Raw genomic sequence first — 20,792 nt, 5'->3', positions numbered from 1 at the left:
AGCACGCCATGGACGCCGCTGTCGATGCGGGCACCAGCCAGTTCGAACTCAACGAGGACCAGCGCGCCATCCAAGAGATGGCCGAGGCCTTCGCCGCCGATCGTGTGGCGCCGAACGCACTCGACTGGGATCGCAACAAATATTTCCCCGCCGACGTGATCCGCGAGACCGGCCCGCTCGGCCTTGGCGGCATCTATGTCCGCGACGATGTCGGCGGCTCGGGGCTCGGCCGGCTCGACGCCGTGCTGATCTTCGAGGCGCTTTCGCGTGCCGATCCGGCGTTTTCCGCCTTCATCTCGATCCACAACATGGCAGCATCGATGATCGACCGCTTCGGCAGCGACGAGCAGCGCCGGCGCTTCCTGCCCAAACTGACCTCGATGGAATGGCTGGCAAGCTACTGCCTGACCGAGCCGGGCTCGGGCTCGGATGCGGCGGCGCTGAAGACGCGCGCGGTCAAAAGCGGCAGTGACTATGTGCTGAACGGCGCCAAGCAGTTCATCTCCGGTGCCGGCGACAGCGACCTCTATGTCGTCATGGCGCGCACCGGCGCCGACGGGCCGAAAGGCATTTCCACCTTCGTCGTGTCGAACGATGCGCCCGGCCTTTCCTTCGGCGCCAACGAACACAAGATGGGCTGGCACATGCAGTCGACCCGCCAGGTCGTCTTCGAGGACTGCAAGGTGCCGGCGGAAAACCTTTTGTCGGCAGAAGGCGCCGGCTTCGGCATCGCCATGGCCGGGCTCGACGGCGGCCGCTTGAACATCGCCGCCTGTTCGCTCGGCGGCGCGCAATCGGCACTCGACAAGGCTCTCGCCTACACCGCCGAGCGCAAGGCCTTCGGCTCGAAGATCAACCAGTTCCAGGCGCTGCAGTTCAAGCTCGCCGACATGGAGACCGAATTGCAGGCAGCACGCATCTTCCTCTACACCGCCGCCTCGAAGCTCGACCGCAAGGCGCCGGATGCCGGAAAATGGTCGGCGATGGCCAAGCGCTTCGTCACCGACACCGGCTTCAACGTCGCCAATGACGCCCTGCAGCTGCATGGCGGCTATGGCTATCTGCACGATTACGGCATCGAGAAGCTGGTACGGGACCTGCGCGTCCACCAGATCCTCGAAGGCACCAACGAGATCATGCGCGTCATCATCGCTCGCGCGCTGATCGGACGGTAAGGCAGTAGGCAGTAGGCAGTAGGCAGTAGGCAGTAGGCAGTAGGCAGGAAGATGACCGGCAAGATCAATTCGTACAAGGATCTTATCGTATGGCAGCAGGCGATGGATCTGGCCGTCACCACCTACTCCTTGACCAAGGCATGGCCAAAAGAAGAATTGTATGGGTTGACCAGCCAAATTCGCCGCTCAGCAACCTCTATTCCTGCAACATCGCGGAAGGTTATGGTCGAGACAACAGAGGCTCCTATCAGCAATTTCTCAGGATAGCCCAAGGATCGTTGAAGGAGTTCGAGACACACCTTCAGATCGCTGAACGCATTGGCCTTGCCACGCATGACCAAGCTTATCACGTACTGTTAGCGACCGAGGGCATCGGAAAAATGCTTCGCCAACTTATTAGCAAACTTGCGCCCGAATAGGTCGCCTACTGCCTACTGCCTACTGCCTACTGCCTGCTGCCTACTGCCTGCCTTACCCAAACCGCGGAGTGCCATTATGACCACCATCGCCTTCATCGGCCTCGGCAATATGGGAAATCCGATGGCCGCCAACCTGGTCAAGGCCGGGTATGCCGTGCACGGCTTCGACCTGGTGCCGGAAAACCTCGTCATCGCCAGGGAGCACGGCGTCGTCATCATGGCCAATGCCGTTGCGGCGGTAAAGGATGCCGATGCGGTCATCACCATGCTGCCGGCCGGCAAGCATGTGCTGTCGGTTTACGCAGACATCGCGGCCAAGGCGAAAAAGGGCGCGTTGTTCATCGATTCCTCGACCATCGACGTCGAGTCGGCGCGAAAGGCCCATGCCACCGCGGCCAAGCACGGATTGCTGACGATCGACGCGCCGGTCTCCGGCGGGACGGGCGGTGCGGCTGCCGGCACGCTGACCTTCATGGCCGGCGGTTCGAAGGACGCCTTCGCCAAGGCCGAACCGATCCTCAAGCCAATGGCCGGCCGCATCGTTCATTGCGGCGACGACGGCGCCGGGCAGGCGGCGAAGATCTGCAACAACATGATTTTGGGCATTTCGATGATCGGCGTTGCCGAGGCCTTCGTGCTGGCGGAAAAGCTCGGCCTGTCGCACCAGGCGCTGTTCGACGTCGCCTCGACCTCGTCCGGCCAGTGCTGGTCGCTGACCACTTACTGCCCGGTGCCCGGCCCTGTGCCGACATCGCCCGCCAACAATGGCTATAAGCCCGGGTTTGCAGCGGCACTGATGCTGAAGGACCTGAAACTGTCGCAGGAGGCCGCACAGAGCGTCGGTGCGGCAACGCCGCTCGGCGCCGAGGCAGCCCAGCTTTATGCGCTGTTCAACGCACAAGGCAATGCCGGCGCGGATTTTTCCGGCATCATCAATTTCCTGCGCGGTGACCCTGCGTAAGGTCAAATTTCATAGTTTTCGATCTGCCCAAAGCGGAAAGTCGGCAAATTTAGGTTTGCTTAAGCTCTTGCTAACCCTGCAGTAACGATGTGCGTTTAAAACGGATTGCGAGGCGGACATCCGCCCGGCGCTCCGGATCAGGTCTCGCGTACCGGAGCCCGTAAGTTTCGCCGTAAGTTTCGCAAGTGTATTGTTGGCGAAGCACCATGCGTATCTGGCAAAGCCGCGTTCCGATGGAGCGCGGTTTTTGCGTTTTCGCCATGTCGTCGGAGCTATATTCCGATTGCCGCGTCGCTGATGCGGCCCTTCGGTGCTGTCTCAGTTTGAATTTCCGCTCACGACCCCCACATGAATTTCGGCTCGCTACCATTTCCACCGAGCGGGCTCGAAAGCTTGAAGGCAACCCAGTTGCAGACATAGTCGCGAAGACTATTTCATTAGAGGCTATACGGCCGCACGAATCTCTTCACATATTGAGGTCCCGCAATGGCGCACGAGCCTCGAAAAAGACCATTATTCCGCAAGCTCGATAATCATCTATTGCGCGTGAGCGACCTCGATGCAGCCGTATCGTTCTATGGGGATCGTCTCGGTCATGCGCTCGTTTGGCGGGACGATGAAGCCGCCGGCTTTGCGCTGCCTGAAACAGATGCGGAGCTGGTTGTCCATCTTCATATCGGTCCCGAGACCGACATCCTGGTCGATAACGTGGACGACGCGTTTGAGGAATTCTTGGCCGCCGGCGGTGAGGCTGTGCAACCGCCATTCGAGATCGCGGTCGGGCGGTGCGCCCGTGTCCGCGATCCTTTCGGCAACATTGTTGTGATCTTGGACCAATCGAAAGGGATGTTGGTCACTGACGCGAAGGGGCACGTCATCGGTGTCAAGGCGGGCCAGTGATCACGCGTGGTCGTCGATACTGCCAACAGCCTCGCCTGGCGAACTCTTCGCCATAAAGCGGCATTCAAACTCCGGGCGCCCGATTACCGGACGCCCGGCGATCGTTCCATCTTACCGCTTGCGCAAATCTGCTTCGGCCAGGTCGAGCGCCCTGGCGATGCGGTCGCAGGCCATGTCGATCGTCTCGCGCGTCCAGATCAGCGGCGGCGACAGGATCATCGTGTCGCCGGTGGCGCGCAGCATCATGCCTTGGGCAAGGGCGTGGTCGCGAACCATCACCGCCGCGCTGCCGGCCGGCAGGAAGCGCTCCTTGGTCACCTTGTCCTTGACGATCTCGATCGCCCCCATCAGCCCGAACGAGCGCACCTCGCCAACCAGATCATGCCCACCGAAACGTTCCTGCAGCGCCTTGGCGAAGTAAGGCCCGGTGTCGTTCCTGACGCGCTCGATCAGGCCCTCGCGCTCGATGATCTCGAGGTTCTTCAGCGCCACCGCGCAGGCCACCGGATGCCCGGCATAGGTGTAGCCGTGATAGAATTCGCCGCCCTTTTCGACCAGCGTCGCCGCGATGCGGTCGCCGACAAGCAGCGCCGACAGCGGCTGATAGCCGGAGGTCAGCGCCTTGGCCGTGGTGATGGTGTCGGGCTCGACGTCGAAGGCTTGTGCGGCGAACCATTCGCCGGTGCGGCCATAGCCGGTGATAACCTCGTCCAGCATCAGCAGTACATCGTATTTGCGGCAAATGCGCTGCACTTCCGGCCAATAGCTCATCGGCGGGATCTTCACCCCGCCTGCCCCCATCACCGGCTCGCCGATGAAGGCGGCGACCTTGTCGGCGCCAGCTTCGAGGATCGCGTCCTCGACCGCTTTTGCCGCGCGCAGGCCGAAATCATGGTCGCTTTCGCCAGGCAGTGCCAGCTCATAGGCATAGGGCATCATCACATGGACGATGTTGGGCACGGCGCCGCCGAGCTGCTTGTGCATCAAATCCATGCCGCCGAGCGAGGCGCCGGCTATGGTCGAGCCGTGGTAGCCCATCTTGCGCGAGATGATGCGGTTCTTCTCGGGCCTGCCTTCCAGCACCCAATAGTGGCGGACGAGGCGCAGCGCCGTGTCGTTGGCCTCCGAACCGGATGAGCCGTAGAACACCTGGTTGATGTGCCTTGGCGCGATCTCCGCCAGCTTTTTCGACAGCAGAACCGGCGTCGGCGTCGAGCATTTGAAGAAGGAGTTGTAGTAGGGCAATTCCTTCATCTGGGCGTAGGCGGCGTCGGCAAGCTCGTCGCGGCCGTAGCCGACATTGACGCACCATAGCCCGGCCATGCCGTCGAGGATTTCCGTCCCTTCGGCATCGTAGATGAACGGACCGTTGGCGTGAGTGATGATGCGCGAGCCGGTCTCGCGCATCTCCTTGTGGTCGGTGAACGGATGAAGGTGATGCGCGGCATCGATCTGCTGAAGCTGCTTCAGCGAATAATTCTGGTAGGTCATGTCTGGTCTTTCCTCTTGAACCAATCCGGCAGCTTTCGCGCCGGGGCGGATTCGTTAGAGGACAGCGGGCGGCGAATAGCCGATACGGGCGCACAGCCGCAACAGCTCGGCGCGAAGCGTGCGCGGCGACGGCGTCACCGCCACCCCAAATGCGCACCCCGATTTCGCCAGCCGAGCCATGCATGTACCTTAGGCTGCCTCCAGCCCTCAGTTCAAGCCGTACCGGTCAAGCGATGTCGGTCAATTGGTGCCAGTCAGGGCCCGCTGCAGGAAGACGTACTTCATCGCCGCCTGTGCGGCCTGCGGCCGCCGATCGCCGCGCCCGCCATGCCCGCCCTCGGTCTCTTCGAAGAACAGCGTCTTGCCATGGCCCGCCGCCTGCAGCCGCGCCGCCATCTTGCGGGCATGGCCGGGATGGACGCGGTCGTCGGCAGTCGAGGTCGTCAGCAGTACCGGCGGATAGGCTGCATCCGTGTCTACATGCTGGTAGGGCGAATAGGAGGCGAGCCAAGCTGCCTCTTCCGGCTTCGCCGGATCGCCATACTCGGCCATCCATGACGCACCGGGCGGCAGCTCGGTGTAACGCAGCATGTCGAGCAGCGGCACGTCGATGATCACCGCGCCGAACAATTCCGGGCGTTGCGTCAGCGAGACGCCAGTCAGCAAGCCCCCGTTCGAACCGCCCTGGATGCCCAGCGTGGCCGGTGTGGCGATGCCGCGTTTGACCAGATCTTGCGCCACCGCTGCGAAATCGTCGAATGCATTCTGGCGATTGGCCTTGAGCGCCGCCTGGTGCCAGTTCGGGCCGAACTCGCCGCCGCCGCGGATGTTGGCCTGCACATAGGCATTGCCCTTCTCCAGCCACAGCCTGCCGCGCACGCCGGCATAGCCGGGCAGCAGCGGCACTTCGAAGCCGCCATAGCCGTAAAGCAATGTCGGCACCGGCCCGTCCTGGTCGCGCCGCCTGACGACGAAGTACGGGATCATCGTGCCGTCCTTCGAGCGCGCCTCGAACTGTTCGGAGACCAGGGACGACGCATCGAAGCGCGCCGGCTGCGACTTCACCGTTGCCAGCGCCGCGGCATTATCGTCCGACCAGATGATCGAGCTCGGCGTCAGGAAATCGGTGAAGGAGAAGGAGACGCTGGAGCCGAAATGCTCGGCATGGCTGATGCCGACATTGCCGTTTTCGGGCAATGCAACGGGCTTGAACTCCCAGCCGCTGTCGCTGCGCTCGCCGGCGATGACCTTGCCGCGCACATTGTCCATCAAATTGATGAACAGCCGGGCCTGCGTGCGGGCGATGCCGGCGATCGAGACACGGTGCGCCGGCTCGAGCACGATATCGATGGATCCGAACAGACCGGTTTCGATCCAGCGCTCGAAATCGAGTGAATAGAGCCCGTCGGGCTTGCACAGCGTGCCGTCCGGCGCCGTCCACGGGGTACGCACGCCGAAGACAAGCTGGCCCTTGAACAGCGCCGTATCGGTGACGTCGTCCGGCAACGGGATGCGCCGGTTCTCGCCAGAAGGCAGCCGCAGGAAACTGTGCGAGGCGAAGAAGTCGAGCGTCCGGGCCAGGAAGACGTGGCGCCTGTCACCGTCGAATTCGACGGATCCGCCGGCGGCGAGATCCTGCTTCAGCGCCTCGAAGATCGGCATCGCCGCTTCCAGTGGCGTGCCGCGCCGCCAGAGCTTGACCACGCGCGGATAGCCGGACTGGGTCTTGTCGTCCTCCTCGAAGGCGGCGGAAACGATGACCGTGTCCTCGTCCAGCCAGCTGAAGTTCGATTTCGAGGCGGGAGCACGAAAGCCACCCTCGACGAAGGACCTGCTTTCGATATCGAATTCGCGCATCTCGCTGGCATCGCCGCCATCCGGCGACAGGCTGAGCAGGCAGCGGCTGAAATCGGGGTAAAGCCGGCTGGCGCCGCTGAACACCCATTTCACCCCCTCTTCCGCCGCCAGACTGTCGAAGTCAATGATCGTCTGCCAATCCGGCTTGTCGGTCTTGTAGGACGCGACGGTGGTGCGCCGCCAGAGGCCGAGTACGTTCGTGCGGTCCTGCCAGAAATTATAGACATGGCCGTTGATAGCGGCCCCGACGGCGATGTTATCCTCGGCCGTCATCAGGTCGAGCGCGGTCTGGAACGTTGCCTGGTAGGACGGGTCACCCTGCAATTCGGCGACAGTGATTTCATTCTGGCGATGAACCCAGTCGAGCGCTCGCTGGTCAGTCCTGCCCTCCAGCCAGAGGAAGGGATCTTCGGCCGCCGGATCCGGTTGGGCCTGGCTGTTCAATTTGGTCATGAGGTCTCCGGTTGAGTCGGGCGTCGGCATCGCCAAGATCGACACGGGGCCGCTAATATTCAAGTCATTGCGTCAGAACGGCGACTTCAGGCATTCACACCATCCGCCTTCGAATGACCGTTACAAGCCCCAGCGCCAGGCAAATGGCGCCAAGCGTGAGCGGCAGGCCGCCTGCGCCAACAACATCCATGGCGCCGCCCGCCAGCGGCGGCACGGCGATGCCGCCGACGCCCCACATCAGCGAAAAGGCGGCGTTGCCGGCGACCAGCGCCGAGCCGGTGAACCGCTCGCCGAGCTCGATGATCGACATCGTGTAGATGCCGTAGGAAACCGCACCCCAGATGAAGACGCATGGCCATATGAGCGGCGTCTCGATGAGAACCGGCAACAGCACGCATCCGAGCACCGTCACCGCCACACAGATGAACCGCACCAGCCGCGCCGTCAGTCGTTCCGCCAACAGGCCGAGCGGCACCTGCATAGCGATGTTGCCGGCGATCATCACCGACAGCAGCGCCGACATGCGCGCTTCGGCGATGCCGTAATGCGTTCCGTAGACCGGCAGCAAGGCGAGCACTGCCTGTTCGAAACCGGCGGCCACCACGACTGCCGACAACAGCAGCCACGCCTGCGGCACGAATCCCAGCACCGAAACCCGGTGCCCGCTCTCGTCGACCCTCGGCAGCCGTGCCAGCACCGAGGCAAGGCAGGCGCCGCAAAACAGGAATGCGCCGATGCCGACCAGAAACGGCGGCCATCCCACGGTGCCGACCGCAAGCAGGCACAGCGGCCCCGCCGCAAAGCCCGCCGAAATGATCGTCGAATAGATGCCCATGACGCGGCCGCGGCGTGCTGGCGGCGCCAGTGCAATCACCCAGACTTCGCTCAGCACGTAGAGCGGGTTGGTGACCCCACCGATCAAAAAGCGCAGCGGAAACCACAGATAGACATTTTGCGTCCAGCCGATCAGCGCCAGCACCAGCGCGGAAAGTGCCGCGCAAGTAAGCGCGGTGCGCCCGGCCCCGAAACGGCGCGCCAGCGCTGGAACCAACGGCGAGGAGACGATGAAGCCGATCGGCGTCATTGCCGCCGACAGGCCGATCATGGCCGGCGAGACGCCCTGGCGCTGCAGGATGAAGCTCAACAGCGGGTAGCTCAGCCCTTGCGCAATGGCGAACACCGAGACAGTCGCGATCACGCCGGTGATCGCCGCCCATTGCACTGCCTCGCCGCTGTTCTGTTCCGCCCGGTCCATGATGCAGGATTAGCGTTTCGGTTCCGTCGCAGTAAGCACCGGCACCGAAAACCGCTTGCGCCAGCCGGAACGCGATCAAGAGGCTGACGATCCCGCCGGCTGCCCCCAGGGCATGTCGCTTCCCTCGTCCTAGTGGTCGCCGCCTCCGCAATGGCCGGACGGCCGGCAGTCCATTATGCCGCCGCATTGCCGCAGCGTACGAGGACTATCATGACCGCCGCCCTTCAGCCCGCCGAACCGGCACTGGCAAACGACCGCGCCCGTCGCGGCGGCCGCGCGGGGAAGCGTGCCGGCGGATCGGCGGTGTTCGAGCAGCCGCCGTTTCGCCAGTTGAAGAACCCGCTGACGCCGACCCGGCTGGTTTCCGACGACGAGCTGGAATCCATCCACCTCGCCTCTCTGCGGGTGCTGCGGGAAATCGGCGTCGACGTGCTGCATGACGAAGCCCGGCGCATCATGAAGGCGCATGGCGCCGATGTCCGCGAAGGCAGCGAGCGGGTGCGCTTCGACAGCGACATGATCCTGGAACTGGTTGCGCACTGCCCGCCGGAATTCACCATCCACGCCCGCAACCCGGCGCATAATGTGCGCTTCGGTGGCGATAATCTGATCATCTCGATGATGGCGTCGGCACCCAATTGCTCCGACGTCGACCGCGGCCGCCGGCCGGGCAACCAGCAGGACTACCGCAACTTTCTCAAGCTTGCGCAGATGCACAACATATTGAATTGCACGGGCGGTTATCCGGTCGAGCCGATCGACATCCATCCGTCCGTGCGACACCTCGAATGCACCCGTGACCTCGCCACGCTGACCGACAAAATGTTCCACATCTATTCGCTCGGCAAGGAGCGCAACGTCGACGGCATCGAGATCACCAGGATCGCACGTGGCATTAGCCACGAGCAACTGCTCGCAGAGCCGTCGGTATTCACCATCATCAACACCAATTCGCCGCTCAAGCTCGACGTGCCGATGATGGAAGGCATCATCCAGATGTCGAGCAAGGGTCAGGTGGTCGTCGTGACGCCGTTCACCCTGTCCGGCGCCATGGCACCGGTGACGATTGCCGGCGCGCTGGTGCAACAGAATGCCGAGGCGCTGTCCGGCATCGCCTTCGCGCAGATGGTGCGCAAGGGCGCTCCTGTCGGCTACGGCGGCTTCACCTCGAATGTCGACATGAAGTCCGGCGCGCCGGCCTTCGGGACGCCGGAATATATGAAGGCGCAGCTGGTCGGCGGGCAGCTCGCCCGCCGCTACAACATCCCCTACCGCACCTCCAACACCTGCGCCGCCAACACGGTCGACGCGCAGGCCGCCTATGAAAGCGTGTTCTCGCTGTGGGGTGCCATCCAGGGCGGCGGCAATCTGATGATGCATGCCGCCGGCTGGCTCGAAGGCGGCCTGCGCTGCTCCTACGAAAAGACCATCCTCGACATAGACCTGTTGCAGATGGTCGCCGAGTTCCTGACGCCGCTCGATCTTTCCGACGAGGCGCTCGGTTTCGACGCCATCCAGTCGGTCGGGCCCGGTGGCCATTTCTTCGGCACCCAGCACACGCAGGACCGCTACAAGACCGCCTTCTATGCGCCGATCATTTCGGACTGGCGCAATTTCGAGAGTTGGGCGGAGGCCGGATCGCCGACCGCGCTCGAAAAAGCCAATCGCGTCTGGAAGGAGCGGCTGGCCTCCTATGAAGAGCCTTATATGGACCCGGCGATCCGCGAGGAGCTCAACGCTTTCGTCGACAAGCGCCGGGCCGAAGGCGGCGCCCCGACCGATTTCTGATCATCTGATGAGTAGTCGACCCCCACTCCGTCGAGCTTCGCTCGACACCTCTCCCCCGATCGACGGGCTAGAGGAAGCGCGCGAAACGATTCCAGTTGGCGCCCTTCCTTTCCCCCCGGAGGGGGGAGAGGTGGCGCCGCGAAGCGGCGACGGAGTGGGGGAAGCCGTTCATGAAACGCGCAGCCGCCGCAAAACAGGCACAACCCAGCGAACGCGTAGCCTGCGGCAAGCAGGCAATCAGGCGGAAGCACTGCTTTGGCTTGAACTAAAGGCGCGCAAGCTTGGCGGCTATCGCTTTACGCGTCAGTTCTCCATCGGCGCCTTTTTCGCAGACTTCGTCTGCCGCGAAAAATGGGTTGTTGTTGAAGTCGACGGACAACAGCACGCCGGCAGTTCATATGACCGCCGCCGCGATGATTTCATGCGCGCCCAAGGCTACTCGATCCTGCGTCTTTGGAACCATGACGTCCTGAAACATCGTACTTCCGCCTGTGAAACCATTCTTGCCGCGCTTGATGGCAGGCTGGCCGAAAACATCGCTGTATTCGATCTCCGCTTTGTTTTTGCGCCCCGCTCACTCGATTCAACCTCTTCAAAAACGGATCTCTCTTCATGAAATCTCATGCAAAAACGGTTGTCATCGGCGGCGGCGTCGTTGGCTGCTCGGTGCTCTATCATCTGGCCAAGGCCGGCTGGACCGACATCATGCTGATCGAGCGTTCGGAGCTCACCTCCGGCTCGTCCTGGCATGCGGCGGGCGGCTTCCATACGCTGAACGGCGATCCCAATGTCGCCAAGCTGCAGGCCTATACGGTGCAGCTCTACAAGGAGATCGAGGAGATTTCCGGCCAATCCTGCTCGCTGCACCTGACCGGCGGCGTCATGATGGCCGACACGCCCGAGCGCATGGACTTCCTTCGCCTCGCCCACGCCAAGGGCCGCTATCTCGGCATGGACACAGAGCTGATCACGCCGTCCGAGGCCAAGGCGATGTTCCCGTTGATGGACGAGACGAATTTCGTCGGCGCCATGTGGGATCCAGTCGAGGGCCATCTCGACCCTTCCGGCACCACCCACGCCTATGCCAAGGCCGCCAGGAAGCTAGGCGCCGAGATCGTGCTGCGCAACCGCGTCGTCGAACTGACGCAGGAGGTCGACGGCACCTGGAACGTCGTCACCGAGCAAGGCACGATCAAAGCCGAGCATGTCGTCAACTGCGGCGGCCTTTGGGCGCGCGAGATCGGTCGCATGGTCGGCGTCGAGCTGCCGGTGCTGGCGATGGAGCACATGTATCTCCTGACCGAGCCGATGCCGGAGGTCGAGGAATTCAACAAGTCGACCGGGCGCGAGATGATCGGCGTGCTCGACTTCAAGGGCGAGATCTATACCCGCCAGGAACGCAACGGCATCCTGCTCGGCACCTATGAAAAGGCCTGCAAGCCGTGGTCGCCGGTCAACACGCCTTGGGATTTCGGCCACGAGTTGCTGCAGCCCGACATCGACCGCATCGCGCCGTCGCTCGAGATCGGCTTCAAGCATTTTCCCGGCATCGAGAAAGCCGGCATCAAGCAGATCATCAACGGCCCCTTCACCTTCGCGCTCGACGGCAACCCGCTGGTTGGCCCCGTGCAGGGCCTGACCAATTTCTGGTGCGCCTGCGCCGTCATGGCCGGCTTCAGCCAGGGCGGCGGCGTCGGCCTGGCGCTGTCGAATTGGATGGTCCATGGCGACCCCGGCTTCGACGTCTGGGGCATGGACGTTGCGCGCTTCGGCGAATGGGCAACGCTGCGCTATACCAACGCAAAGGTGCGCGAAAATTATTCGCGCCGTTTCTCCATCCGCTTTCCCAACGAGGAATTGCCGGCGGCAAGACCGGCGCAGACGACCCCGCTTTACGACACCATGCTCGCCAACAACGCCGTCATGGGCGACAGCTGGGGTCTCGAAACCCCGCTCTGGTTCGCGCCGAAAGGCTCGGAGCCGAAGGACATCGTGTCCTTCCACCGCTCGAATGATTTCGGCGCGATCGGCGAGGAAGTGTGCGCCACCCGCGAGAGGGTCGGCGTCACCGAGATCGCCAACTTCGCCAAATACGAAGTCTCCGGACCTGGGGCCGAGGATTTCCTCAACCGGCTGATGACCAACCGCATGCCGAAGACCGGCCGCATCGTGCTGACGCCGATGCTGAACGAGTTCGGCAGACTGATCGGCGACTTCACCATCGCCAAGGCGGGCGAAGAACGCTTCATGATCTGGGGTTCTTCGGCCGCGCAAAAATATCACATGCGCTGGTTCGAGAGGCATCTGCCGAAGGACGGTCCAAGGGCGTCGGAGGTGCGCATCCACCGCTTCGACCAGACGCTGGTTGGCCTCTCCATCGCCGGGCCGAAATCGCGCGACCTGCTGCAGAAACTGGTCGACGTCGACATCTCGACCAAGGCCTTCCGCTTCATGGATTTCCGCGAGATGGCGGTCGGCGGCGCGCCCTGCATGGTCAACCGCATCACCTACACCGGCGATCTCGGCTATGAGATCTGGATGGCGCCGGCCTATCAGCGTCTGGTCTACAAGGCGATCAAGGAGGCCGGCGAAGAGTTCGGACTTGTTGATTTCGGCATGCGCGCCCTGCTCTCGATGCGGCTTGAAAAGAACTTTCCGACCTGGTTCCGCGAGCTACGTCCGATCTACGGACCGTTCGAAGGTTCGATGGACCGCTTTATCAAGCTGGAGAAGAACGATTTCATCGGCCGCGAGGCAGCGGCCAAGGAACAGGCGGCAGGGCCGAAGCTGCGCCGCGTTTCCTTTATCGTCGATGCTGCGGATGCCGACGTCATGGGCGACGAGCCGATCTGGGCCAAGGTCGGCGACAAGGATTTCGGCACGGTAGAAAAGCCGCATGGCTATGGCGCGCCGCGCTTCGACGCGGGCGGCAAGGAAGTGCGCGGCTCGAACGCCGCTGAAGGCGCGTCTGCCGTGCGCGGTATTGTCGACGGCAACTGGCGCGTGGTCGGCTGGGTCACCTCCGGCGGCTATGCGCATTATGTCGAGAAGTCGATGGCGCAAGGCTACGTACCGGCAGTGCTTGCCGAAAACGAGAGCGCCGGGCTGTTCGAGATCGAGATCCTTGGACACCGGCGGTCGGCGCGCATCAACGTCGAGCCGCCCTTCGACCCGAGTGGCGAAAAGATGCGAACGTAGGTGCAGCCAGCCGGTCGCATTGTGCGGAGCACGCTCTTCATGCTAGCCCAGCCGGCAACTGTGCCGGCAGGGGCGATGAGACTTCCTTGAAGTACGACATGAAATGGGCCGAGTGGCTGGCCGAGGGACGGATCGGCCCCTTCCCGGCGGCGATCGTCATGGTCGCGGCTTATTTTGCCTTGCAGACCATCATACTGTCCCTGTTGAGCTCTTGGGCGGGAACCGGCGTCGGCATCGACGATGCGGAGCAGCTGATCTATGTACCGTATCTCTGGGCTGGATATGGCGGCTCGCAACCACCTCTCTACACCTGGATCAATTGGCTGGCCGCGCATGTTTTCGGCACCAGTATCTTCACGTTGAAGCTCGTCAAATACTCAGTGCTGTTCCTCGCCGCCTGCAGCGTGTTCGCCGCCATGCGGCGGTTCGGCTACACCAAGGCGACAGCGGCGGCGGCCATGTTCGGCCTGTTTACGATCCCGCAGGTCGTCTGGGAATCGCAGCGCGCTTTGTCGCATTCCGTCGCCGTCGTCGGCTTCTGCTCGCTGCTCCTGCTCACCATGGCCTATCTTCTCGAGCGGCGTAGCATGATTGCCTATGCGGCGTTTGGCCTGGCCACGGCGGCGGCAATTCTTGCCAAGTATAACGATGTCTTCCTCGTGGTGGCCCTTGTTGCGGCAGCGCTGTCGCTGCGCGAATTGCGCAGCGCCATCCTTGATCCAAAGTTCGCAATCAGCATAGCGGTCGCGATATTGGTGCTGGCACCAACCACCTATTGGAGCCTCATGCATCCCGCCGATTTATTGTCGAGAGGCGAGAAGTTCGGAATAGACCCGCAACAAGGGCGCATCGCGGCGGCCTTTGTCGGCGCCGGCAAGTTTGTCATGGGGACCTTCAATTTCGCGGTCTTGCCGGTGCTCGTTTCCGCGCTGGCCTTCGGGGTGGCGAAGTTCCGTTTCTCCGAGCGGCACCCGAAACGTCCGGCCAGGGAAATTCTGTTGTGGCGTAGCTTGGCGCTCGGCTTGGCTATGCTGGCAATACTTGTGCTGGCCACCGGCGTGACGGTTGTCAAGGACCGCTGGCTGCTGCCGGTCCTGTTCATGTTGCCGCTGGCCATCGTCGCCACTATGGAACGGCTGGCGCCGCGCGGCAGGAATGCGCAGCTCCTGGTGATCGCGGCTGGAGCGATCATCGCCGTGTTGCTCGCGCCCGCCACTTGGTACGTCCAGATAAACGGGACCAGTGGCCTCTCCCGCATGATCCGCTTGGATTACCCGGCCCTCTATCGCCAACTGACCGCGGACGGACCGGTGAAAACTGCAATATCCGACGGTGCATGGGTCGGCAACCTGCGGCTGGTCGACGAAAAACTGGTCGCACTTGACCAGGAAGTGCCTAATTTCGAAACGCTGATGCGGGGGCCGGCCGTACTCGTCTGGCTTGATCACGACGATCCGCGGCCGGTCATTTTGGACCAGCTCAAAGCGGCCGGCTATGAGCCGGACGGCCAACCGCGGCAAATCATGGTTCCGCTGTTGCGTGGCACCGACAAGTCCGCCCGGCCCGGCGCATTCGTCCGACTGAAGAGAATGGAAGGAGCCATGGCGCCCAAGGAAGGCGCTGGCGAAGGAGTCGAGGGTGGACAGGAATCCGACTGACCGGCCCCGTCATCATCGCAAGATCATGCCGTTCGAGCCGGAGGACTCGATCGATGCGCTGCGCAAAAAATCGCGCCTGAAGGCCGCTGAACTCAACCAGCATCTGCTGGGCTATGGTGCGCTGGCGGAAGCCGAGTGGCAGGCGGCGGGTATTGACGCTCCTGACTTGCCCGCCATGCGCCGATACCGGCTCGAGCGCATCCGCGCCGAGCTGAAGCGCCGCGACTATGCGGGAGCCCTGCTCTACGATCCGGTCAACATCCGCTACGCGACCGATGCGACCAACATGCAGCTCTGGGTCGCGCACAATCCGACCAGGCATTGTTTCGTCGCCACCGATGGGCCGGTGGTACTGTTCGACTATTTTTCCTGTGAGCACCTTTCCGACCATTCCGGCGTCGTCGACGAGGTGCGGCCGGCGGTGTCGTGGGCGTATCTCTACAGCGGCGAGTTGACCGGGCAAAAAGTCCGCCGCTGGGCAGCCGGCATCGCCGAGCTGGTACTGGAACATGGCGGCGGCAATCGCCGTATCGCGGTCGATCACATCAATCCCGAGGGCATCGAGGAACTCGCCCGTCTCGGCATTTCGACCGGCAATGGCGAGGCGGTGATGGAAAATGCGCGGCTGATCAAATCGCCCGACGAGATCCTTGCCATGCGCCGGGCGATCGTCGCTTGCGAGGCGGCGATGGGCGAGATGGAGCAGGCGCTGAGGCCTGGCATCTCCGAGAACGAATTGTGGGCCGAACTCCATCGCGGCAACATCGCGCGCGGCGGCGAATGGATCGAAACCCGGCTCCTGTCGTCGGGTCCGCGCACCAATCCGTGGTTCCAGGAGTGTTCGTCGCGGACGATCGAGGCCGGCGATCTCGTCGCCTTCGACACCGACCTGATCGGTCCTTACGGCTTCTGCGCCGACCTGTCGCGCACCTGGCTTTGCGGTGACGCGCCGCCGTCGCAGGAACAGCGTGACCTGTTTCAGATCGCTGCCGACCAGATCGCCCACAACACCGAGCTGATGCGGCCGGGCATATCCTTCCGCGACCTCGTCGAGGGCTCGTCGGTGCCGCCGGGAGACTGCTTCCCGGCGCGCTACGGGGTGCTCTATCACGGCGTCGGCCTGGCCGACGAATACCCGACATTGCCGCATGCCGGCGACTGGACCGACGACACACCGGACGGCGTGCTCGAACCGGGCATGGTGCTGTGCGTCGAGAGCTACATCGGCAGGCTTGGCGGCTACGAAGGCGTCAAGATCGAGGAACAGGTCCTGATCACCGACACCGGCAACGAGAAGCTTTCGACCTACCCGCTCGACAATCGGCTGCTTGGCGGCTGAGCGAAGCTAATGCATGTCGCGCAAAAGTGTGCAGCGGTTTTGCGATAACGGCATGCGTAAAACAAGAATCTAAAGCGCGTTGCATGAGGCCGACCGAACGCGACGCGCTTTACGTGAGCGTAGCGATCGCCTTGCGCATCGCGGCGACGATCGTTTCCGGCGTCGTCCTGGCCGTGATGAACGGCAATCCTTTGCGCCGCCTTGTCCAGCCGACGACCGTCATCTTCTGCGCTGCAGGCTCGAAACGCTGCGCCAGCGCCCAGCTCTCGCAGTCGATCGCCGCGACGTCCGCCCTGCCCTCGGCAACAGCAACAATCGAAGCGCGGTGCCCCCAGCTTTCGCTCAGCGCGGAAAAGATATCCAAACTCTCGCCCAGTGCTTGCAGGTCGCGTGTCGGCGCGATGATGCCCGACATGGAATCGAGGCTGTTGAAGGTGAAACGTTTGCCGCGAAGCTGATCGAGCGGAATGACGGCGCCGCCGTCGGCCGGCGACCTTGCCGGCGGTGCCTCGCCCGCCCTCATGACGATGGCGCTCGAATAGAGTTCGCCCTGTCCGCCTTCAAAGGCGTCGTAGCGCGGCTGGCCGACGAGGTGGACACGCTGCGACAGGCCGAGTTCCATCGGTCCCCAGCAGGTTTGCGCAAAGAGCAGCGCCGGGTGCAGCCAGAGCCGGTGAAAATCCAGCTCGTCCGGCGGCAATGTCGCCGGATCAGGCGCGATGAGTTTTCCCTGATCGTCGCGAATACCGCCAGGCACCGGGGGCAAATCGCCGTTGCGGCGGATGATCGTCTCCGGCGCATCGATGCCTTTTTGTCTGAAAGCATCGCGCAGCCGCGCCCATTCTGCGTCGACCTCGTCCCGCGCTTCCGGCCAGTCGTACATCGGCAAAGCCGCAATGAATTCGCCCATGCTGGGATTTGACCGTTATGTGGGGAAATTGACAAGGTCAAGAAAGCGTTGCCGCGCGGCAGCTCCTACAATGCCGCAAGGATCATTCCTTCGGCGGCTCGGCGGGTACCGGTGCGCTGCCAAGCCCATTGAGGCTGCGTGCCCTGACGCGCGGCTTGAATGCGCGTCCTGGTTCCGGCATGCGCCGCAGCACGGGATGGACGATCGGTTCCTTCGCCTTGAAGGCATAGGCCTTGAGCAGCGCGAAATAGTTCGGATAGGCGTAGCCATTGTTCATCCGCAGCCACTCGTCGCGGCGGTCGCGAAACAGCTTCGGCAGCCTGTACCAGGCCACCGTCGGGCTCTTGTGATGGACGAAATGCAGATTGTTGTTGAGGAACAGAAAGGATAGCGGCGAGCGCTCGACGATGATCGTGCGGCCTTCCGGATGTTCAGACCATTGATGCTCGGCGTAGGTGCGGATCGAAATCAGCGACTGCCCAAGCCACACCGGCACCAGTATGTAGAGCCACAACGGCATGCCGAAGCCGAACTGCACGACAGGCAACACTACGGCGAGGCCGATCGCGTGCAGCAGCCATGCCTTGCGGATGGAATTGTCGCCCGCGGCAACCTGCCTGGCGTCGTCGATGAAAAAGCCGATGCAGGAAAGCCACGGACCGAGCACCAAACGCCCGAGCATCGTGTTGTTGACCTTCAGCAGGAACTTCATAGCCGACGGCAGCTCCTCGTGCTGCCAGAGCGCCTTGTAATAGCTTTCGGGATCGTCGAGCGGATCGGTCAGGCGCTCGTCTGCATGGTGGCGCAGATGAATGGTCTTGAACCTGCGAAACGGCCAGACAAGGCCAATCGGCAGGAACACAACGGCTTCGTTCAGCCGCGCGTTCCGGGTTGGGTGGCCGTGCAGGGCCTCGTGCATCAGAGAGGATTGCAGCGCCGCAACCAGGGCCAGAAGGGCGAGCGCCAACAGCGGGTAGGATGGCCAGAGCAGAAAGCCGGTAGCGAGCCAGCCGCCGTAGCAGAAAAGTGCGAGAAACACCGTCGGCCATTCGATGGTCGCCACGCCATGTCGCCTGTTGCCCATGCTCGTCATGCTATCGACCACTGCCTTCCAGTCGCCGGAACCCGTTTGATTCCTGACAGCATTGTGTCAGGAGCGTTGCATTGCTGCAACGCGATAAAGCGCACAAACTGCTGCGATTGCGCATTTTCAGCTGCATATGTTATGCATTGTAAACAACGCACCGGATTCATTTACGCCTGAAGCTCCGCGTTCGCGGCTTCAGCGCAAATTTTTCCTCCTATCGGGTGGGGTGGCGATTTGGACAAGCGCGACCTGTCGACGATCTTTCGCGAGCGCCTGAAAATGCTCTTGACAAGGTCCGATCTGAACCAGTCGGCCTTCGCCGCCGCGGTTGGCATCGACCGTTCGGCGCTGTCGCAGCTGCTCTCCGGCGCCTCGACCCGCCTTCCCCGCGCCGAAACGCTGCTCAACATCGCCGCCGAATTCAAAGTCTCGCTCGACTGGCTGCTCGGCCTCAGCCAGGACGAGGGCGTCACCGGTGAAATCCGCGAGAGCCTTGAGATCGAGGAGGCGCCGGACGGCTTCGACCGCACGCTGCTGGCTCGCTGGCATGCCGAGGCGGCGGGAACGAAAATCCGCTACGTCCCGGCCGGCATTCCCGATCTTCTGCGCACCGAGGCGCTTGTCGACTATGAAGCCGTCATCGCCAACAAGAGCCGCGAGGCACAGGCCGGCGAAACGCAGTACCGCATCGACTACAACCGACGGCCCGAAACCGACATGGAAGTCTGTATGCCGCGCCACACGCTGGAGATCTTCGCGCGCGGGCTGGGCGTGTGGGACCGCTTTCCGGAGGCCGACCGCCACCAGCAGCTCCTGCACATGGCGACGCTACTCGACGACCTCTATCCCACCTTCCGCCTGTTTCTCTATGACGGGCGGATGCGCTATTCGATCCCGTACACCATCTTCGGGCCCTATCGCGCAGCCATTTACGTCGGCGACATGTATCTGGTGCTGAACGCCACGCAGCCGATCCGCATCCTGACCAGCCATTTCGACAATCTGATCCGTGCCGCGGACGTCAACGCGCATGAAGCGGCCAGCTTCACACGAAAGCTGGCGGAGATGCGATTTTGACCGGTTGCTCTCCGTGTCGACATTGACGGCACATAAAGAATTCTTTATATCCTTATCTCAGTTATTCTTCCGGGAAGGCGTATTTCACATGACCAATCCGATCGACGCTCTGCTTGCCGAAAAGGGCGTCCTGCTCGCCGATGGCGCCACCGGCACCAATCTGTTCGCGATGGGCCTTGAGGCCGGAGAGGCTCCTGAGCTCTTGAACGAGACCGCGCCCGACACCATCACCAGCCTGCACCAGAACTTTGTCGATGCCGGCGCCGACATCATCCTGACCAACTCTTTTGGCGGGACCCGCCATCGGCTCAAGCTGCACCATGCGCAGGACCGCGTCCACGCACTGAACAAGCGCGCCGCCGAGATCGCAAGCGCCGTCGCCGGCAAGGCCGGCCGCAAGGTGATCGTGGCCGGCTCAGTCGGCCCGACCGGCGAATTGCTGGTGCCGCTCGGCGCCATGACCTATGACGAGGCGGTCGAGGCCTTTGCCGAGCAGATCGAGGGCCTGAAGGCCGGCGGCGCCGAAGTCGCCTGGATCGAAACCATGTCGGCGCCGGACGAGATCCGTGCCGCCGCCGAAGCCGCCATCCGCGTCGGCTTGCCCTATACCTATACCGGCTCTTTCGACACCGCCGGCCGCACCATGATGGGGCTGCTGCCGAAGGATATCCACGGTGTCGTCGACGGCCTGTCGCAAATGCCGCTCGGTGTCGGCGCAAATTGCGGTGTCGGCGCCTCCGATATTCTCGCTTCGCTGCTCGACATGACCGAGGCGAAGCCGGAGGCGACGGTGATCGTCAAGGGCAATTGCGGCATCCCCGAATTTCGCGGTGCCGAGATCTACTATTCGGGCACGCCCGAGCTGATGGCCGATTATGTGCGCTTGGCCGTCGATGCCGGCGCCAAGATCGTCGGCGGCTGCTGCGGCACCTCGTTCCAGCACCTTGCCGCCATGCGTAAGGCGCTCGATGCGCACACCAAGTCGGATCGCCCGACCATCGAGCAGATCGTCGAACGCATCGGTCCGATGCGCAACAAGCAGGCGACGGTCAACGTCGCCGAGACCAGCGAAGCCCGCCGCGAACGGCGCCGCGGACGCGCCTGACGCTTTCGGCTGCGACGCGGTCCGCGAAGCGGTGCAGCCACGAAAAAAGGCCGGCAAGGTTTCCCTCGCCGGCCTGCCTCACCCGCCCGTAGGCCGGTTCCCCCTGTCAGAACGATCCC

Annotated in this window: 15 protein-coding genes and 1 pseudogene; 11 read left to right on the top strand and 5 right to left on the bottom strand. The window is 62.9% G+C overall.

Annotated features, from left to right (window positions below; translation table 11 throughout):
* Positions 1-8: 8 nt before the first annotated feature.
* The 4 genes and pseudogenes from NKH01_RS01155 (at position 9) to NKH01_RS01140 (ending at position 3,455) form a co-directional block, all read left to right on the top strand.
* Complete coding sequence (locus NKH01_RS01155; RefSeq protein WP_023719959.1) at positions 9-1,175, top strand: isobutyryl-CoA dehydrogenase; 1,167 nt, start codon at positions 9-11, stop codon at positions 1,173-1,175.
* 51 nt (positions 1,176-1,226) lie between these two features.
* A pseudogene (locus NKH01_RS01150) lies at positions 1,227-1,594 on the top strand (four helix bundle protein).
* A 76-nt stretch (positions 1,595-1,670) separates the two neighbouring features.
* Positions 1,671-2,555, top strand: coding sequence for a 3-hydroxyisobutyrate dehydrogenase (gene mmsB, locus NKH01_RS01145; RefSeq protein ID WP_352484536.1), 885 nt, complete (start codon positions 1,671-1,673; stop codon positions 2,553-2,555).
* Between the two features lie 486 nt (positions 2,556-3,041).
* Positions 3,042-3,455 (top strand): VOC family protein, encoded by a 414-nt coding sequence (locus NKH01_RS01140; RefSeq protein ID WP_156948098.1) that lies wholly within the window; start codon positions 3,042-3,044, stop codon positions 3,453-3,455.
* Between the two features lie 111 nt (positions 3,456-3,566).
* Here the strand turns inward: NKH01_RS01140 and NKH01_RS01135 are convergent, their stop codons facing one another.
* The 3 genes from NKH01_RS01135 to NKH01_RS01125 form a co-directional block, all read right to left on the bottom strand.
* Entirely contained in the window at positions 3,567-4,946 is a 1,380-nt protein-coding gene (locus NKH01_RS01135; RefSeq protein ID WP_352590181.1) for an aspartate aminotransferase family protein, read from the bottom strand.
* A 240-nt stretch (positions 4,947-5,186) separates the two neighbouring features.
* The gene (locus tag NKH01_RS01130; RefSeq protein ID WP_352484534.1) at positions 5,187-7,256 is read right to left on the bottom strand and encodes a prolyl oligopeptidase family serine peptidase; all 2,070 of its coding nucleotides are present in this window, start codon (positions 7,254-7,256) and stop codon (positions 5,187-5,189) included.
* 94 nt (positions 7,257-7,350) lie between these two features.
* Complete coding sequence (locus tag NKH01_RS01125; protein ID WP_352590175.1) at positions 7,351-8,511, bottom strand: MFS transporter; 1,161 nt, start codon at positions 8,509-8,511, stop codon at positions 7,351-7,353.
* A 210-nt stretch (positions 8,512-8,721) separates the two neighbouring features.
* Here NKH01_RS01125 and NKH01_RS01120 point away from each other — a divergent pair, with 210 nt between their 5' ends.
* The 5 genes from NKH01_RS01120 (at position 8,722) to NKH01_RS01100 (ending at position 16,494) form a co-directional block, all read left to right on the top strand.
* The gene (locus NKH01_RS01120; protein WP_353018543.1) at positions 8,722-10,299 is read left to right on the top strand and encodes a trimethylamine methyltransferase family protein; all 1,578 of its coding nucleotides are present in this window, start codon (positions 8,722-8,724) and stop codon (positions 10,297-10,299) included.
* 130 nt (positions 10,300-10,429) lie between these two features.
* The gene (locus NKH01_RS01115; RefSeq protein ID WP_353018541.1) at positions 10,430-10,915 is read left to right on the top strand and encodes an endonuclease domain-containing protein; all 486 of its coding nucleotides are present in this window, start codon (positions 10,430-10,432) and stop codon (positions 10,913-10,915) included.
* Positions 10,912-13,497 (top strand): GcvT family protein, encoded by a 2,586-nt coding sequence (locus NKH01_RS01110; protein ID WP_353018540.1) that lies wholly within the window; start codon positions 10,912-10,914, stop codon positions 13,495-13,497. Before NKH01_RS01115 ends, NKH01_RS01110 begins: the two co-directional genes overlap by 4 nt.
* Before the next feature lie 86 nt (positions 13,498-13,583).
* Positions 13,584-15,155, top strand: a complete 1,572-nt coding sequence (locus NKH01_RS01105) for a glycosyltransferase family 39 protein (protein ID WP_352495951.1) — start codon at positions 13,584-13,586, stop codon at positions 15,153-15,155.
* A 25-nt stretch (positions 15,156-15,180) separates the two neighbouring features.
* Complete coding sequence (locus NKH01_RS01100; protein WP_353019161.1) at positions 15,181-16,494, top strand: M24 family metallopeptidase; 1,314 nt, start codon at positions 15,181-15,183, stop codon at positions 16,492-16,494.
* Between the two features lie 109 nt (positions 16,495-16,603).
* Here NKH01_RS01100 and NKH01_RS01095 read toward each other — a convergent pair whose 3' ends face one another.
* Positions 16,604-17,404: a phosphate/phosphite/phosphonate ABC transporter substrate-binding protein gene (locus tag NKH01_RS01095; RefSeq protein WP_353018538.1), complete on the bottom strand. Its 801-nt coding sequence runs from the start codon at positions 17,402-17,404 to the stop codon at positions 16,604-16,606.
* A gap of 82 nt (positions 17,405-17,486) precedes the next feature.
* Positions 17,487-18,497 (bottom strand): fatty acid desaturase, encoded by a 1,011-nt coding sequence (locus tag NKH01_RS01090; protein ID WP_353018536.1) that lies wholly within the window; start codon positions 18,495-18,497, stop codon positions 17,487-17,489.
* Between the two features lie 228 nt (positions 18,498-18,725).
* On the opposite strand from NKH01_RS01090, the gene NKH01_RS01085 reads away from it, so the two are divergent.
* Positions 18,726-19,568: a helix-turn-helix domain-containing protein gene (locus NKH01_RS01085; protein ID WP_023719945.1), complete on the top strand. Its 843-nt coding sequence runs from the start codon at positions 18,726-18,728 to the stop codon at positions 19,566-19,568.
* Positions 19,569-19,656: 88 nt separating this feature from the next.
* Positions 19,657-20,673: a betaine--homocysteine S-methyltransferase gene (bmt, locus tag NKH01_RS01080; protein ID WP_353018534.1), complete on the top strand. Its 1,017-nt coding sequence runs from the start codon at positions 19,657-19,659 to the stop codon at positions 20,671-20,673.
* Positions 20,674-20,792: the final 119 nt, after the last annotated feature.

The organism is Mesorhizobium sp. M1403, assembly GCF_040317695.1.
Lineage (GTDB): Bacteria > Pseudomonadota > Alphaproteobacteria > Rhizobiales > Rhizobiaceae > Mesorhizobium.
Note: the sequence above shows the minus strand (reverse complement) of the source record. Positions and strands in the feature narration are given on the sequence as shown.

Coding starts and splice junctions, on each gene's coding strand:
- NKH01_RS01155 (WP_023719959.1), top strand. CDS start 9: ATGGACGCCGCTGTCGATGCGGGCACCAGCCAGTTCGAACTCAACGAG.
- mmsB (WP_352484536.1), top strand. CDS start 1,671: ATGACCACCATCGCCTTCATCGGCCTCGGCAATATGGGAAATCCGATG.
- NKH01_RS01140 (WP_156948098.1), top strand. CDS start 3,042: ATGGCGCACGAGCCTCGAAAAAGACCATTATTCCGCAAGCTCGATAAT.
- NKH01_RS01135 (WP_352590181.1), bottom strand. CDS start 4,946: ATGACCTACCAGAATTATTCGCTGAAGCAGCTTCAGCAGATCGATGCC.
- NKH01_RS01130 (WP_352484534.1), bottom strand. CDS start 7,256: ATGACCAAATTGAACAGCCAGGCCCAACCGGATCCGGCGGCCGAAGAT.
- NKH01_RS01125 (WP_352590175.1), bottom strand. CDS start 8,511: ATGGACCGGGCGGAACAGAACAGCGGCGAGGCAGTGCAATGGGCGGCG.
- NKH01_RS01120 (WP_353018543.1), top strand. CDS start 8,722: ATGACCGCCGCCCTTCAGCCCGCCGAACCGGCACTGGCAAACGACCGC.
- NKH01_RS01110 (WP_353018540.1), top strand. CDS start 10,912: ATGAAATCTCATGCAAAAACGGTTGTCATCGGCGGCGGCGTCGTTGGC.
- NKH01_RS01100 (WP_353019161.1), top strand. CDS start 15,181: ATGCCGTTCGAGCCGGAGGACTCGATCGATGCGCTGCGCAAAAAATCG.
- NKH01_RS01095 (WP_353018538.1), bottom strand. CDS start 17,404: ATGGGCGAATTCATTGCGGCTTTGCCGATGTACGACTGGCCGGAAGCG.
- NKH01_RS01090 (WP_353018536.1), bottom strand. CDS start 18,497: ATGACGAGCATGGGCAACAGGCGACATGGCGTGGCGACCATCGAATGG.
- bmt (WP_353018534.1), top strand. CDS start 19,657: ATGACCAATCCGATCGACGCTCTGCTTGCCGAAAAGGGCGTCCTGCTC.